This is a genomic window from Streptomyces sp. WAC 04229 (genome assembly GCF_003947455.1).
GTDB lineage: Bacteria > Actinomycetota > Actinomycetes > Streptomycetales > Streptomycetaceae > Streptomyces.
The window spans coordinates 1-15,431 of sequence record NZ_QHJH01000165.1; the positions used below are offsets into that span (position 1 = coordinate 1).

Sequence of the window (15,431 nt, forward strand, 5' to 3'; positions counted from 1 at the left end):
GATATGGACGGGAGGGGTCAGGGGGAGGTCGCGGGGGCGATCACGCCTGAGCCGAGGACTCACTCTCCCCCGCACGGGAGGACGAGGCGGCCCCCTCACCACCCGCCACACCGACTCCCGTGCCGGTCCGCTCGGTCAGCTGCCGTACGAGTCTGACGAGCTCGGCCGGCTCGAAGGGCTTGGAGAGGAAGGCGTCGACCCCGGCGGCGAACCCCGCGTCGACCTCGTACCGCGTACAGGCACTCACGATCGCGATCGGAAGCTCCTCGGTACGCGGATCGGCACGCAGCCGTGCGGCGGTCCGGAGCCCGTCCAGGCGGGGCATGACCACGTCCAGCGTGACCACGTCGGGCCGCACCTGATGGACGACATCCAGACACTCGACACCATCGCCCGCGGTCACGACCTCGAAGCCCTCCAGCTCGAGATTGACCCTGATCAGCTGCCGGATGACCTTGTTGTCGTCCACAACAAGAACCCGGCCAGACGCCCTAGGCACAACTCGAGAGTAGGTCCGGACCGGCCACCGCGTCCGGCTTTTCCCCACTTCCACCCCTGCGGGGGACAACACCCCTCGCGCGTGCTCCCGACAGGCCCCACGACCCGCGAAAACCCGTTCATGACCACCCCGGGGGAGCTGGTAGTGTTCTACCCGTCGCCGCGAGCAACACCGAACGCGACGAACACGCCCCCGTAGCTCAGGGGATAGAGCAACGGCCTCCGGAGCCGTGTGCGCAGGTTCGAATCCTGCCGGGGGCACACTGTGCAAGTGTGCCCGAGACCCCGCCATCAGCGAGTTCGCTGAGAACGGGGTCTTCGCGTATGTGCAGGCCTGTGCCGCCCGGAGCGGCTGTATGTCGAGTGCCGGGGTGGGCTGGCCGCAGGGCCAGGGAACCGGAGGGTCAGAATGCGGAAACGCCAAGGCCCCCGGCCTGTGGTCCAGTGGCCATCCTGTCGCAGGTTCGCGTGTCGGAGGTGTGCCGGGATCAGGTCCCGTCGCCGGGCTCGTCCTCGCGCTGCCAGACGCGCGGCCAGTTGCCAGAAGGGGGTGGCGGCCCTGCTATGTCAAGGTCACGTCGTGCGAGGGCATAAAAGGCGTCACGCGCTCGGCTCACCTGCTGCACGGCCCTTGTCCATCCCGCGTGATCATCCTTCAGACCGCGCGCGTACAGCTCAACGTTCCAAACCGCTTCGTGCCACTCGCGTGCCGCCCCGATCGTTTCCGCGTCGCCGATCAGCAGCACGGATTCCCACTCGGCTGCACGCCGTACTTCGTTCTCGGCGAGCTGCGTCATGCCCTGCTCGGTATCCAGCGGGTCGACCGCATGCGGAAACCCTCTTGCCGCACCCATGCGCTGTGCAACGCTCAGCTGCTGCTTCAAGGTGTTGGCGTAGGACGCATACACATCCAGCCTCTTTTCATCCCACCGCTCAGCTCTGCCTCGTCGCCACCGGCTCCGCTCCGTGACGTTCGTCGCCACGTAGGAACTCGCCACTCCAACGACGACACCCAGCAAAGCCGGCACCTGCTCCCACAAAGTCATTTCCCCCCTCGCCTGACTCAACCAGCCGGAGACACGGTGCCGTAATCAGGGGCTCCGGACCAGATGGCAGGCTGAGTTCAGACACGTGCTGCGACCTGCTGCGAGTCGCCACGGGCAATCCCCTGCCACGCCTTCCTTCGCCTCCCCCGTCCTCGCGGCTTCCAAAGAAGCCCGACCTACGCTCGCGAGTAGGTTGGGCTCGGACATTCGACAGGCGCGGCCATGAACGACTGTGATGGCTGCGACCGTCCGTCGCACGGGGCGGGCCGGCCAGGGGAGTTGGTCTTGGAAGCTCAGATCACTGCGGACACCCGTCCTCAGATCGGCGAGGCGCTGGTCCGGCGGCTGGTCGACAGTCAGTTTTCGCAGTGGGCAGGGCTGGACCTGAAGCTGCTCGATCCCGCTGGGTCCGATCATGTGATCTACCGGTTGGGTGAGGAGTTGTCCGTCCGGCTGCCCCGTCACTCCGGGGCCATCGGGCAGGCCCGGAAGGAATTGCAGTGGCTGCCGCAGCTCGCCCCGCACCTTCCCCTGGCCATTCCGGTGCCAGTGGGAGTGGGCGAACCCGACTTCGGTTATCCGTGGCCGTGGGCGGTGTCCCGCTGGCTGGACGGGGAAGTGGCGACCGTCGACGCGCTGGGGGACTCCCCCGGAGCCGCAGTTGAACTGGCCCGGTTCCTCGTCGCTCTGCAGGGGTTCGCGCCCGAGGACGCCCCCGTCGGAGGCGCCAGGGAATGCCTCGCCGGCCGCCCGTTGTCCGACCGGGATCGCGCGACGCGGGTCGCCATCGCCGAGGCCGGCGGCGTGTTCGACGCGACGGCGATGACGGAACTGTGGGACGCGGCGCTGAGCGCGCCCGGATGGGACCGCTCTCCGGTGTGGTTTCACGGCGACTTCCACACGGGCAACCTGCTGGCTCGCGACGGCCGCCTCAGCGCCGTGATCGACTTCGGCGGACTCGGCATCGGCGACCCTGCCTGCGACCTGATGATCGCCTTCACCCTGATGTCGGCGAACAGCCGAGCCGCCTTCCGTGATGCGCTCGGCGTGGACGACGCCACCTGGATGCGGGGCCGCGGTTGGGCCCTGGCCACCGGCCTGAACGCCTACACCCACTACGCCGCCGTCAACCCCCGGGTCGCCGCGCAGACGACCCGGCAGATCACTCAGGTCCTCATCGGCTGACGACCGCGACAAGGTCGGACTATCAGCCCAGTTGCTCGGCCAGGCCGATGATGATGCCCTCCGGGCCGCGGACGTAGCAGAGGAGGTACGTGTTCTCGAAGTTGGCGATGTCGCCCAGGAGTTCGGCGCCGTGCGGGCGCAGGCGGGTGAGCGTGGACTTCAGGTCGTCGACGGCGTACATGACTCGGTGGGTGCCCAGGATGTTGTGGGGGCGGTTGCGGGGGGTGTCGGCTGTTGCCTTCGGGGTGCGGTACCTCGACAGTTCCAGGCGGCTGTGGCCGTCCGGGGTGCGGAGCATCGCGATGTCGCAGTGGACGCCGTCGAGTCCGGTGCACTGGTCGGCGACGGGGCCCTCGATCTCGGTCCTGCCCTCCAGCTCCATGCCGAGTTCCACGAAGAACGCGATCGCGGCGTCCATGTCCTCCACGACGATGCCGATGTTGTCCATTCGCTGGATGGCCATGATCTCTCTTCTCCCTCTTCGGCCGTTGTCGTGTGGCCGGTGGTGGCGGTTACGTCCCTGGGACGGAGCCGGGGGCGCGGTCTCGACATCCGTGGACGCGGAGAGCCGGGGGGAGGATCACGCCGGGACGTATCGGGTCAGGACGATGCCGCTGCGGAACGTCTTCGCGTCGGCCAGGCGGAGGCCGGGGATCTCGAAGCCGTCGGGGAAGAGTCTGCGGCCTCTGCCCTGGACCACCGGGTAGACGAAGAGGCGGTACTCGTCCACGAGGCCGGCCTGGATCAGGGTGTGGGCCAGGCGGATGCTGCCGGTCAGGACGATGTCCTTGCCGCCCTGCTGCGCCTTGAGGGCGCGGACTTCCTCGACCGGGTCGCCCGTCAGTACCGTCGACTTGTCCCACATCGGGTCGGTGAGTGTGGTGGACACGACGTACTTCTGGACCTGGTTGAGGTATGCCGTGATGCCGGTGGTGTCGTCGGTCTGGTTCGGCCAGTAGCCGCGGAAGTCCTCGAACGTGCGACGGCCCAGCAGCAGCGCGTCGGCGCGGCTGTCCTGCCGGTGGCTCTCCTCCATGACGTCGGCCATGTCGACCTCGCCCTGGGCCTGAGGATCGAACCAGTCGGTGAGCATCTCGATCGAGCCGTCGACGGTGATGTTCTCGGTGATCGCGAGGGTGCGCATGTGGGTTCTCCTGAGCGGGCGGTCACGGGCGGGGGCGGGGGTTCCGTCGCGTGACACTCTCCCAGGGCGGGCGTCGCTTTTGTCCGATCACGCTCGGCGCCGGCCGTGTGACGGCGACCGAGCCGGAGGGTCATCGAGCCGGGATGTGTTCGTTGCGGTGCGGATCCGAGCCGTCCCAGACCTCCCGGACCGTCTCCGCGTACTCCCTGCCCTGGCGTCGTCCCTCCCTTGCCGAACCCGGGATGCGGGCGGCGTTCAGGGGGTTGCGGCCGAAGGCCCGGCGGGCTGCCCGGTCGGGGGTCAGGAGGGTGGCTCGCGTGCCGTGGTCCGTCAGGGTCCGGATGTGGGACTGGGCGCTCGGGGTGGCGCCCGCCGCCTTCGGGATGGGGGCCAGGACGACCACCCTCGCGCAGTCCGTGAGCAGGTCGGCGTTGGTCGTGGAGCGTACGCCGCCGTCCATCCAGCGGGCCTTGCCGATGGTGATCGGCGGGAAGAGGGGTGGCAGGGCGCAGGTGGCGGCCATGGCGTGGGGCAGGTCGACTCCGTCGGCTGCCGTGAAGGCGGCGGGCGTGCCGGTGAGGGCGTCCACCGCGAAGAGGCGTACCTCGCGCTCCGGCCAGTCCGGGACCGGGATGTGGGGGCCTATCGCCTCCAGGACCGCGGACTCCGGTACGTCGCGTACGGAGAGGGCCAGCCGGCTCAGGTGCTCCAGTGTCTTGTCCTGGTCGCGTGAGCGCAGGGACGCCCACAGGTACCTGACCGTCATCGACAGGGTGAAGTCCACGTCGATCATGGGACGGTCGCGGTTGATCTGTTCCGTGTAGAGGGCGGACGGTGTCGAGCCCTTCGCCAGGTCCAGGGCCAGCAGCGAGCCGGCCGAGGTGCCTGCGAGGACGTCCGCGTCGCCGAGGTGCACACCCGCGTCGGCCAGTCCCGCCAGTACGCCCACCTGCCAGCCGTATGCGGTCAGGCCGCCTCCGCCCAGGACCAGTGCGGTATTCGGCTGCTTCGTCATGTCCGACCCCTTCCGCATTAACGGGGACCACTCCCCGGTTTGACCGTCGCCGAGACGGTAGCAAACAAGTGGGGAGTGGTCCACGTTTAGGGTGGGGTGCTCTCAGGGGCTCGTTCCCGTGCGCGTCACGCGCGGGCCAGCACCGTCCTGATCACCTGGCGCAGCATCGAGTCGGGGTCCGGGGCCGGGCCCGGGGAGCGCCAGGCGACGAAGCCGTCGGGGCGCACCAGGACCGCGCCGCCACGGGTCACTCCGTGGGCCTTCGCCCAGTCCTTGTCCTCGTCGTCCTGGACCAGGTCGGCCTCCGGCGTACCGCCCACGCGGTACGGCTTCAGCGGGATCCGCATCTCGGCCGCCAGCCGGGTCGCCGCCTCGTGCCAGCCGGTGGGCTGGGCCGCGTCGCTGAGCAGGACCAGGGAGTCCTCGTAGAGGTCCAGGGTGGAGACGCGGGCGTCGCCCTGGCGGAGCCAGAGGTGCGGGGCCCTGCTGCCGGGGGCGCCGGAGAGGTCGAGGCCCTCCGGGACCACCGGCGTCGCCGGGTCGGCGCCGACCACCGCGCCCTGGGGGTAGCGGTAGCCGAGGGCGACGTTCAGGATGCCGCCGGGGCCGCCGGCGGGTGCTCCGCCAGGGCCGCCGGGCCCGCCGGGCCCGCCCGGCCCTCCAGGCGCGCCACCGGGGGCGCCGGGCCTACCGGCCGCACCGCCGGGACCGCCAGGCGCTCCACCGGGCCCACCGGGCCCACCGGCCGCACCGCCCGGACCACCAGGCGCCCCACCAGGCCCACCAGGACCACCGGGTCCGCCACCCGCACCCGGCCCCCCACCCGTCATCCCCGGCGGCGGGGCGAAGCCCGGGTGGCTGTGTTCCACCGAGCGGCCCGCGGCTCGGGCGCTGGTGGCCTCGGCGACCGGGCGGCGTTCCGCGTCGTAGGTGTCCAGGAGGCCTTCGCCCGCCCAGCCCTCCAGGACCGCGGCCAGCTTCCAGGCGAGGTTGTGCGCGTCCTGGATGCCGGTGTTGGAGCCGAAGGCGCCGGTGGGGGACATCTCGTGGGCCGAGTCGCCGGCCAGCAGGACGCGGCCGGCGCGGTAGCTGCGGGCCACGCGCTGGGCGGCGTGCCAGGGGGCCTTGCCGGTGATCTCGACGTCGAGGTCCGGGTCGCCGATCGCGCGGCGGATGTGGGAGGCGCAGCGCTCCTCGGTGAAGTCCTCGACCGTCTCGCCCTGTTCGGGGTGCCAGGGGAGGTGGAAGACCCAGTTCTCGCGGTTGTCGACCGGCAGGAGGGCGCCGTCGGCGTCCTCGCCGGTCAGGTAGCAGACGATGAAGCGGCGGTCGCGCACCACGTCGGCCAGGCGGCGGGAGCGGAAGGTGGCGCTGACGTTGTGGAAGAGGTCGCCCGGGCCGCTCTGGCCGATGCCGAGCTGCTCGCGGACGGGGCTGCGGGGACCGTCGGCGGCGACCAGGTAGTCCGCGCGGATGGTGGTGTGCTCGCCGGTCTCCCGGCTCTTCACCACCGCCGTGACGCCGTCCGCGTCGTCCTCGAACGACAGCAGTTCGGTGCCGAAGCGCAGGTCGCCGCCGAGGTTGGTGGCGTGGGTGAGGAGTTCGGGCTCCAGGTCGTTCTGGCTGCACAGGCACCAGCCGCTGGGGCTGAAGCGGGCCAGTCCGCCGCCCGGGTCCATCTCCTTGAGCAGCCACTCCCCCTCGTCGCCGACGAGCGTGGTGGTCTGCAGGATGCCGTGGTTGTCGGCCAGGGTGGCGGCGGCCTTCCTGATGTCCGACTCGGTGCCGGCCACCCGGAAGATCTCCATGGTGCGGACGTTGTTGCCGCGTCCGCGGGGGTGGATGGAGGTGCCGGCGTGGCGCTCCACCAGGGTGTGCCGGACGCCGAGGCGCCCCAGGAACACCGAGGTCGACAGGCCCACCAGGGATCCGCCGACGATGAGGACCGGGACCCGGTGGACCGCAGGGGCGGCGCCGCCTCCGGGCCGGTCGGCTCTTTCGTTCATTGTTCGTCCTCCGTTGTGACACACGTCCGTCCTTCGGTATGGCGGACGTAGTCCTCGCTGTGACCGACGGGCGTCCGCGGGTGCGGGACCGTCGTCGAGTGATTTCGCCCCGCGCCAGATGTGCGCCGGGGCTCTCATGCCTTCCCCGTCGGGCCTGATGAGGCCCGCGGCGGAGGAGCTTTCACCCGCTTGTCACGCCCGGCGCGCGGTCCTCGCGGGCACGGCCGACGATCGGCTTATTGCGACCGGCGTACCCGCCCGAGCCATGGCGTGCGCCGCGACGATCGCCCCCAGTCCCAGAGAAAGTTCCCCGGAGAAGAGGTGGGCCGGATGACGGTCTCTCCCGTCGAAACCACGGATGGTGTGTCGGCGGATGCCCTGACCACTGACGCCGGCGCGACGCCCGTCGCCCCGGCCGCGGACGCCGACGGCGTATCGACATCGGCGTTCGACGGATCCCGCGTACGGGTCGTGCTGATGCTGGACATCCACGACGGAATGCAGCAGGAGTTCCTGGACGCGTACGACAGCATCCGCGACCGGGTCGCCGCCGTTCCGGGACATATCACCGACCAGCTGTGCCAGTCCGTCGACAACCCCACCCAGTGGCTCCTCACCAGCGAGTGGGAGACCGCCGAGCCCTTCCTGAGCTGGGTCAGCAGCGACGAGCACCTGGACATGGTCGAGCCGCTGCAGAACTGCGTCCGCGACACCCACTCCCTGCGCTACAGCGTGCTGCGCGAGACCGAGGGCGACGAGAACTCGTCCGGCGCGGCCGGTGAGTCGCCGCGGTCCGCTCCCAGGATCGGGAGCAACATCGTCCGGCACGCCCTGACCTTCACCGTGCGGCCCGGCAGCGAGGCCGACGTCGCCCGGCTGCTGTCCGACTACGCGGCGCCCGAGGCCCAGGTCGACGACTCCAACCGGCTGCTGCGCACGTCGGTCTTCATGCACGGCAACCGGGTCGTCCGGGCCGTGGAGCTGCGGGGCGACCTGCAGACCGCGTTGCGGCACGTGGCCAGGCAGCCGGGCGTGCGGGCGGTCGAGGAGGCTCTCAACCCGCACCTGGAGCAGGACCGGGACCTGCGCGACCCGCGGTCCGCCCGGGAGTTCTTCACCCGCGCCGCCATGCCGGCCGTCCACCACGTGGCGTCGGGGAGCCGGTCCGGCGCGAGCGGGCAGCGGCTCGCGCTGCTCTACCCGGTGCGGCCGGGCGCCGGTCCGGAACTGGCCCGACTGCTGGCCCACCGGGACGCGTCCGCCCTGCGGGCGCAGGACGGCCCGGTCCTCGCCGCCACCGTCTTCCACCGCGACGACCTCGTCGTACGGCTCGTCGACGTGGACGGCGACCCGGACGGGGCGCCCGTGTCCGCCGTCCTCGGTCTGCCCGCGGCCGCCGGGCACGGCAGATCGGCCGGAGCCGCCGCGGCCGCCGTGATCGAGGCCGCCGAGCGCCTCCTGGACACCGCCGCGTACGGCGTCGACGGGCCCCTCAGCGAGCCCCGCACCCTGGCGTTGCTGCTGGCGCGGGCCCGTATGACGCCCCTGACCGACCGGCACGCGTCGGACGCCTGAACCACCCCCCACCGGCGCGGCTCTCCTCGTGCCACCCTCCCGAACCGACCGACACCCGCACCACGCACCCGGTACGGCCCGACGGCGCGCCCGCCGGCCCGCGTGGTCTGACGCCTCTCACCTCCTCCCCCACCGCTTCTCGTCACCCCGGAGTGATCGACATGACAGACCAGCAGGTAAACATCATCTCCATCGGCGACGTCGCGCCGAACCGCCGCCGCGGAGGAGACATCCGCGCCCTGCTCACGCCCACCAGCGCCGGCGCGACCAGCGGCTTCATGGGCGTGGCCATCGTGCAGCCCGGCGAGCGGATCGCCGAGCACTACCACCCGTACTCCGAGGAGTTCGTGTACGTCACCGAGGGCGCCCTCGAGGTGGACCTGGACGGGGCGCCGCACGCGCTCACCGTCGGGCAGGGGATGCTGATCCCGCAGGACATGCGCCACCGCTTCCGCAACGTCGGGGACGTCGAGGCGCGGATCGTCTTCCACCTGGGCCCGCTGGCCCCACGGCCCGAGCTGGGCCACGTGGACACCGAGGACGCGGCCGGCAACGCCATCCCGCACGAGCGTCCCGCCGCGACGGCCGAGGCGGTGTCATGAACCGGCGTCGGGTGGCCGTCACGGGCATAGGCGTCGTCGCCCCGGGCGGGATCGGTGCGCCCCAGTTCTGGGGCCTGCTGTCCGACGGCCGTACGGCGACGCGCCGCATCTCCCTCTTCGACCCGGCCGGGCTGCGTTCGCAGATAGCCGCCGAGTGCGACTTCGAACCGGCCGACCACGGCCTCGGTCTGGCCACGGTCCAACGCAGCGACCGGTACGTGCAGTTCGCTCTGGTGGCCGCCGCGGAGGCGGTCCGGGACGCGAACCTCGACCTGACCCGGCAGGACCCCTGGCGGGCCGGTGCCACGCTGGGCACCGCGGTCGGCGGCACCACCCGGCTGGAGCACGACTACGTCCTGGTCAGTGAGCGCGGCTCGCGCTGGGACGTGGACGGCAAGCGGGCCGAGCCGCACCTGGAGCGGGCGTTCACGCCGGCCACGCTCTCGTCCGCGGTCGCCGAGGAGTTCGGCGTGCGCGGGCCGGTGCAGACCGTCTCCACGGGCTGCACGTCAGGTCTCGACGCCGTCGGCTACGCCTACCACGCGGTCGCCGACGGACGCGTGGACGTGTGCCTGGCGGGCGCGTCCGACTCCCCCATATCCCCGATCACGATGGCCTGCTTCGACGCCATCAAGGCGACCTCGCCGAACAACGACGACCCCGCGCACGCCTCCCGGCCCTTCGACGCCGACCGCAACGGCTTCGTGATGGGCGAGGGCGCGGCGGTGCTCGTCCTGGAGGACCTGGAGCACGCCCGGGCCCGTGGCGCGGACGTGTACTGCGAGATCTCCGGCTACGCGACGTTCGGCAACGCGTACCACATGACCGGGCTCACCAAGGAGGGCCTGGAGATGGCGCGGGCCATCGACACGGCGCTGGACATGGCGCGCATAGACGGATCGGACGTCGACTACGTCAACGCGCACGGCTCCGGCACCCAGCAGAACGACCGGCACGAGACCGCGGCCGTCAAGCGCTCGCTGGGCGAGCACGCCTACGCGACGCCGATGAGCTCCATCAAGTCGATGGTGGGTCACTCGCTCGGCGCGATCGGCTCGATCGAACTGGCCGCGTGCGTCCTGGCCATGGCCCACCAGGTGGTGCCGCCGACGGCCAACTACACGACCCCGGACCCCGAGTGCGACCTGGACTACGTGCCGCGCGAGGCACGGGAGCGGACGCTGCGGCACGTGCTGTCGGTGGGCAGTGGCTTCGGCGGCTTCCAGTCGGCGGTCGTGCTGAGCGCTTCCGGTTCCGGTTCCGAAGGAGGGCAGCGATGAGCGGACGGCAACGGACCAACGGGACCAGGCGCGCGGTCGTCACCGGACTCGGTGTGGTGTCCCCGCACGGCGTGGGCGTCGAGCCGCACTGGAAGGCCACCGCGGACGGCACCAGCAGCCTGGGGCCCGTCACGCGGGAGGGCTGCGACCATCTGCCGCTGCGGGTGGCGGGCGAGGTGCGGGGCTTCGACGCGGCCGAGACGGTCGAGGAGCGCTACCTCGTGCAGACCGACCGGTTCACGCACTTCGCGTTGTCCGCGACCCAGTTCGCGCTGGCCGACGCCCGGTTCGGCCGGGCCGACGTCGAGTCGCCGTACTCGGTCGGCGTGGTCACCGCCGCGGGTTCCGGCGGCGGTGAGTTCGGGCAGCGCGAGCTGCAGAACCTGTGGAGCCAGGGCTCGCGGTACGTCGGCCCGTACCAGTCGATCGCCTGGTTCTACGCGGCCAGCACCGGCCAGGTCTCCATCCGCAACGACTTCAAGGGCCCCTGCGGGGTCGTGGCCGCCGACGAGGCGGGCGGCCTGGACGCCCTGGCGCACGCGGCGCTGACCGTGCGGGGCGGCACCGACACGGTGGTCTGCGGCGCGACGGAGGCACCGCTCGCCCCGTACTCGATCGTCTGCCAGCTGGGCTATCCCGAGCTGAGCCGCGCCACCGAACCCGACCGCGCCTACCGTCCGTTCACCGAGGCGGCGTGCGGGTTCGCGCCGGCCGAGGGCGGTGCCGTGCTGGTCGTGGAGGAGGAGCGGGCGGCCCGGGAGCGCGGCGCCGAGGTGCGGGCGACGGTGGCCGGGCACGCGGCGACCTTCACCGGCGCCGGCCGCTGGGCCGAGTCCCGGGAGGGGCTGGCCCGCGCGATCGAGGGGGCGCTGGCCGAGGCGGGCTGCCGGCCCGAGGAGGTCGACGTGGTCTTCGCGGACGCCCTTGGTGTCCCGGAGGCCGACCGGGCCGAGGCGCTGGCCCTGGCCGACGCACTGGGCCCGCACGCCGCGCGTGTGCCGGTCACCGCGCCCAAGACCGGGACCGGGCGGGCCTACTGCGCCGCTCCGGTGCTGGACGTGGCGACGGCGGTGCTCGCCATGGAGCACGGGCTGATCCCGCCGACCCCGCACGTGTTCGAGGTCAGCCACGACCTGGACCTGGTGACCGGCCGGGCCCGCCCCGCCGAGTCACGCACCGCGCTGGTGCTGAGCCGCGGGCTGATGGGTTCCAACTCGGCCCTCGTCCTGCGGCAGGGCGGCACCGCGCCGTCCGCGCACTGAGACCGACCGACGCCAATCCGAGTGAGCGCCGCGTGTGGGCGCGCGCCACCTTGAGTGAAGGAGGACACCCCCATGACCGACCAACTGGCCTACCAGGTGACCGTCGAAGAGCTGGCCGCGCTGATGAAGCGCACCGCCGGCGTGCACGTCGAACCGGAGACCCTGCGCGCGCAGGCCGACGACGGCTTCGACACGTTCGGCCTGGACTCCCTCGGCCTGCTGGGCATCGTGGCCGAGCTGGAGAAGCGGTACGGCCTGGGACTGCCCGAGCAGGCCGAGCGCTGCAAGACGCCCGCCGATTTCCTCGCGCTGATCAACGGCGCCCTGAAGACGGGAGTGTGACATGGCAGGTCACACCGAGAACGAGATCACCATCGCCGCTCCGATGGAGCTGGTCTGGGACATGACCAACGACATCGACGGCTGGCCCAAGCTGTTCAGCGAGTACGCCGCCGTGGACGTGCTCGAGCGCGACGGCGACCGCGTCGTGTTCCGGCTCACCATGCACCCGGACGCGGACGGCAAGGTGTGGAGCTGGGTCTCCGAGCGGGTCGCCGACCCCGTCACCCGCACCGTCCGCGCCCAGCGGGTCGAGACCGGCCCCTTCCAGTACATGAACATCGTCTGGGAGTACGCGGAGACCGCCGAGGGCGTCCTGATGCGCTGGATCCAGGACTTCGCCATGAAGGCGGACGCTCCGGTGGACGACGCCTGGATGACGGACAACATCAACCGCAACTCCCGCACGCAGATGGCGCTGATCCGGGACCGGATCGAGCAGGCGGCGGGCGAGCGGCGGACCGCGTCGGCGCTCGCCGACTGACACCGAACGACACCGGCGAAGGGCGTCACCCCATGCACCACACACTGATCGTCGCCCGGATGGCACCCGGCGCGGCCCCGGACATCGCGAAGGTGTTCGCGGAGTCCGACCGCGGCGAGCTGCCGCACCTGGTGGGCGTCAACCGGCGCAGCCTCTTCGAGTTCGGTGACGGTGTGTACCTGCACCTGATCGAGAGCGAGGAGGACCCGGCCCCCACGATCGGCCGGCTGACCGGGCATCCGGAGTTCCGCCAGGTCAGCGAGCGGCTGGAGCCGTACGTCTCGGCGTACGACCCCGCGACCTGGCGCGGTCCGAAGGACGCGATGGCGCGCTGCTTCTACCGCTGGGACCGGGCCGCCGCAAGCTGACGGCCCGTCCACGCACCGCTTCGGGGTCGCCCGGCACCGGCCGGGCGGCCCCGGGCTGCGTGGGACGTCTCGACGCACCGATCGGTTGCGGGCAGAGAGTGAACTCCTGTGTGAGAAGAGCCACTTGGGGATCTGTGGGTTTTTCGCACAGCTTTCCGCTTGGATCTTGTGGGGAAACGAGCACACGGGAGTCCGGTGTGCGCCCCCAGGACCAGCAGAGAGGACGCACGTCGTGGGCCGATCCGCCGCCCGCCGGACCGGCCGCCGCAGAGGCAGGCGCCGCGGACCCGCCCGCGGGGTCCTGGTCCTCCTGGCCCTCGGGGCGGTACTCGTCACCGCGGGCGCCGCAGTGGCGTACTGGCGGGACGCCCGGCCCCCGGTGACGGACGACCAGGTGGCCGACGTGGCCGACGCCCTGGACGCCGCGGGGACGCCCACCCCCTCGGCCGGCACCTCCGCGCCACCGTCCGCGAAGTCGTCCCCGACCCCGTCGTCCGCGTCCCCGTCGCCCTCGTCCTCGCCCTCCGCCATCGCCATTCCGGCGACGGGCCCCGGCACCTTCGTCACCGCGCGGGCCGACGGCACGACCGTGGGGACCGGCAGCCGGGTGCGCCGGTACAAGGTCCTGGTCGAGGAGGGCATCGACGTCCGCCCGAGCACGGCCGCGGCCGAGATAGCCGACGTGCTCGCCGACCGCCGGGGCTGGACGAGGGACGGGATCACCTCCTTCCGGCTGGTCAGCACGGGCTCCTACGACTTCGTGGTGAAGATCGCCACGCCGGGCACCGTCGACCGGATCTGCGGCGCGGCGGGCCTGCGCACCCGGGGCGAGGTGAACTGCAGCGTCGGCACGGACGTCGTGGTGAACCTCAAGCGCTGGGTGCTGGGTTCCCCGGAGTTCGACGGCCCGATCCACGAGTACCGGGCGCTGATCGTCAACCACGAGGTCGGCCACCGCATCGGCCACGGCCACGAGACCTGCCCCGGGGCCGGCCGGCCCGCTCCGGCGATGATGCAGCAGATCAAGGGCCTCAAGGGGTGCGTCGCCAACGCCTGGCCCTACGACCGCAACGGCGAGTACCTGGGCGGCCCGTCGGTGCCCTGAGCCGTGCGGTCGGGGCGTTCGGCGGACGTTCGGGGGACAGCCCCCGGTGCGGCGGGTGATGATCGGACCATGACCACCACCTCGCGCTTCGACCCCCGTGCCCTGCTCGCCCGGAGCCGGCTCGGCGTGCTCGCGACGATCAAGTCGGACGGCCGCCCGCAGCTCTCGCCCGTCATGCCCGCCTACGACGCGGAGGCAGGCGTCATCCGGATCTCGACCCGCGACGGGCTGGCCAAGACCGCCAACCTGCGCCGGGACCCGCGGGCCACGCTGGAGGTGACCGCCCCGGACGGCAGGTCCTGGGCCACCGCGGAGGGCGTCGCCACGCTCACCGGGCCGGGCACCGATCCGCACGGACCGGAGGTCGAGGCCCTGGTGGAGTACTACCGCGCCGCCGCGGGAGAGCACCCGGACTGGGACGAGTACCGGTCGACGATGGTGGCCGACCGCCGGGTACTGCTCACGATCACCGTCGAGCGCGTCTACGGGGCCGACATCGGCTGAACCCAAGTTTTGTGCCCGGGCGCTGATAGATCCGCCCGCCGTTTCCGTACCTCCTGGCGAATCCGTACGAGTGCGAGTCCCTCGCGTCGCCCCTGGAGGCACCATGCGCCTGTCCCGCAACAGGATCGGAGTCGTCGTCCTGTTCGGTGCGATGACCCTGACCCTCACCGCGCTGGCCTTTCCGGCCATGCTCGGTCTGGACAAGGCCGACGGCAATCAGGACCGGGTCATCGCCAGCACCAAGTTCGGCCCGCTCACCGAGGCCGACCGGGACTTCGTGGTGAAGGTCAGGGCCGCCGGGCTGTGGGAGTACCCGCTGGGCGAGATGGTGCGGGAGCGCGGCACCACGAAGGAGATGAAGACGGCAGGCGAGCACCTGATCGTCGGGCACGCCGGTCTCGACGCGATGTGCCGCGAGATCTCCCCCGAGCTGGGCATCACGCTGCCCAACCGGGCCTCGCCGCAGCAGGAGGGCTTCGTGGCGACGGTGGACGCCAAGACCGGCAAGGCGTTCGACTCGTCGGCTGTCAACATCATGCGGGTGACGCACGGTCAGATCTTCCCGGCGATCGCCAAGATCCGGGCGTCCACCAAGAACACCCTGGTGCGGCAGCTGGCCGACCTGGCCAACGACACCGTCCTGGACCACATCACGGTGCTGGAGAAGACCGGCATGGTCGAGTACGACGAGGTCACCTTCCAGCAGACCGGCCCGGCGAAGCTGCCGCGGGAGAGGGTGACCCCGCCCCCGCCGCCCCCCGGTGAGAAGGTACTGGTGCTCAAGCCGCGGCCCGACCTGAACGTGAACACCGCGTCCCCGACGCCCACTCCCTCCCCGGCGGCGCCCTGAGCCGGGCCGGGGTTGGTCTGCCGTCTGCCTGCCGGCCAAGGGTCCTTCGTGCCGCGCCGAGGCCCCGCCCTCTCCTCCGGGAACGGCTCGACGCCATCGCGCGTTCATGGATTGGCGGTCGAAAAAGACCGCCGGACATGACCACCGGCCCCGGTTCTTATAAACATC

17 protein-coding genes and 1 tRNA gene are annotated in these 15,431 nt (G+C 71.7%); 12 read left to right on the forward strand and 6 right to left on the reverse strand.

Features of this window, described 5'->3' with window-relative positions; genetic code table 11:
* Positions 1–40: 40 nt before the first annotated feature.
* Positions 41–499, reverse strand: coding sequence for a response regulator (locus tag DMH12_RS29890; protein ID WP_125494549.1), 459 nt, complete (start codon positions 497–499; stop codon positions 41–43).
* Between the two features lie 188 nt (positions 500–687).
* Here DMH12_RS29890 and DMH12_RS29895 point away from each other — a divergent pair.
* A tRNA-Arg gene (locus DMH12_RS29895) sits at positions 688–759 on the forward strand.
* A gap of 227 nt (positions 760–986) precedes the next feature.
* Here the strand turns inward: DMH12_RS29895 and DMH12_RS29900 are convergent.
* On the reverse strand, positions 987–1,382 hold the full coding sequence (locus DMH12_RS29900) for a hypothetical protein (protein WP_260474391.1): 396 nt from the start codon (positions 1,380–1,382) through the stop codon (positions 987–989).
* 447 nt (positions 1,383–1,829) lie between these two features.
* On the opposite strand from DMH12_RS29900, the gene DMH12_RS29905 reads away from it, so the two are divergent.
* A complete protein-coding gene (locus DMH12_RS29905) occupies positions 1,830–2,729 on the forward strand; it encodes an aminoglycoside phosphotransferase family protein (protein WP_260474392.1) in 900 nt (299 codons plus the stop codon).
* Positions 2,730–2,751: 22 nt separating this feature from the next.
* Here DMH12_RS29905 and DMH12_RS29910 read toward each other — a convergent pair whose 3' ends face one another.
* From DMH12_RS29910 to DMH12_RS29925, 4 genes are all read right to left on the reverse strand, one after another.
* Positions 2,752–3,192 carry a VOC family protein gene (locus DMH12_RS29910; RefSeq protein ID WP_125494551.1) on the reverse strand — a complete coding sequence of 147 codons (441 nt, stop codon included), beginning with the start codon at positions 3,190–3,192 and terminating at the stop codon, positions 2,752–2,754.
* Between the two features lie 117 nt (positions 3,193–3,309).
* Positions 3,310–3,873: a dihydrofolate reductase family protein gene (locus tag DMH12_RS29915; RefSeq protein ID WP_125494552.1), complete on the reverse strand. Its 564-nt coding sequence runs from the start codon at positions 3,871–3,873 to the stop codon at positions 3,310–3,312.
* 130 nt (positions 3,874–4,003) lie between these two features.
* Positions 4,004–4,888, reverse strand: coding sequence for a patatin-like phospholipase family protein (locus DMH12_RS29920; protein ID WP_125494553.1), 885 nt, complete (start codon positions 4,886–4,888; stop codon positions 4,004–4,006).
* 125 nt (positions 4,889–5,013) lie between these two features.
* A complete protein-coding gene (locus DMH12_RS29925) occupies positions 5,014–6,894 on the reverse strand; it encodes an FAD-dependent monooxygenase (RefSeq protein ID WP_125494554.1) in 1,881 nt (626 codons plus the stop codon).
* Positions 6,895–7,224: 330 nt separating this feature from the next.
* Here DMH12_RS29925 and DMH12_RS29930 point away from each other — a divergent pair, with 330 nt between their 5' ends.
* The 10 genes from DMH12_RS29930 (at position 7,225) to DMH12_RS29975 (ending at position 15,263) form a co-directional block, all read left to right on the forward strand.
* Complete coding sequence (locus DMH12_RS29930) at positions 7,225–8,469, forward strand: SchA/CurD-like domain-containing protein (RefSeq protein ID WP_125494555.1); 1,245 nt, start codon at positions 7,225–7,227, stop codon at positions 8,467–8,469.
* Positions 8,470–8,630: 161 nt separating this feature from the next.
* Positions 8,631–9,071: a cupin domain-containing protein gene (locus DMH12_RS29935; RefSeq protein WP_125494556.1), complete on the forward strand. Its 441-nt coding sequence runs from the start codon at positions 8,631–8,633 to the stop codon at positions 9,069–9,071.
* Positions 9,068–10,351: a beta-ketoacyl synthase gene (locus tag DMH12_RS29940; protein ID WP_125494557.1), complete on the forward strand. Its 1,284-nt coding sequence runs from the start codon at positions 9,068–9,070 to the stop codon at positions 10,349–10,351. Before DMH12_RS29935 ends, DMH12_RS29940 begins: the two co-directional genes overlap by 4 nt.
* Positions 10,348–11,613 (forward strand): ketosynthase chain-length factor, encoded by a 1,266-nt coding sequence (locus DMH12_RS29945; protein ID WP_125494558.1) that lies wholly within the window; start codon positions 10,348–10,350, stop codon positions 11,611–11,613. Before DMH12_RS29940 ends, DMH12_RS29945 begins: the two co-directional genes overlap by 4 nt.
* A gap of 72 nt (positions 11,614–11,685) precedes the next feature.
* Positions 11,686–11,955, forward strand: coding sequence for an acyl carrier protein (locus DMH12_RS29950; protein WP_125494559.1), 270 nt, complete (start codon positions 11,686–11,688; stop codon positions 11,953–11,955).
* A gap of 1 nt (position 11,956) precedes the next feature.
* Positions 11,957–12,436, forward strand: coding sequence for an SRPBCC family protein (locus tag DMH12_RS29955; RefSeq protein WP_125494560.1), 480 nt, complete (start codon positions 11,957–11,959; stop codon positions 12,434–12,436).
* A gap of 32 nt (positions 12,437–12,468) precedes the next feature.
* On the forward strand, positions 12,469–12,804 hold the full coding sequence (locus DMH12_RS29960; RefSeq protein WP_125494561.1) for a TcmI family type II polyketide cyclase: 336 nt from the start codon (positions 12,469–12,471) through the stop codon (positions 12,802–12,804).
* A 232-nt stretch (positions 12,805–13,036) separates the two neighbouring features.
* Complete coding sequence (locus tag DMH12_RS29965) at positions 13,037–13,909, forward strand: DUF3152 domain-containing protein (protein WP_125494562.1); 873 nt, start codon at positions 13,037–13,039, stop codon at positions 13,907–13,909.
* A 69-nt stretch (positions 13,910–13,978) separates the two neighbouring features.
* Complete coding sequence (locus tag DMH12_RS29970; protein WP_125494563.1) at positions 13,979–14,413, forward strand: PPOX class F420-dependent oxidoreductase; 435 nt, start codon at positions 13,979–13,981, stop codon at positions 14,411–14,413.
* Between the two features lie 103 nt (positions 14,414–14,516).
* Positions 14,517–15,263: a DUF4142 domain-containing protein gene (locus tag DMH12_RS29975; RefSeq protein WP_125494564.1), complete on the forward strand. Its 747-nt coding sequence runs from the start codon at positions 14,517–14,519 to the stop codon at positions 15,261–15,263.
* The last annotated feature ends 168 nt before the right edge of the window (positions 15,264–15,431 follow it).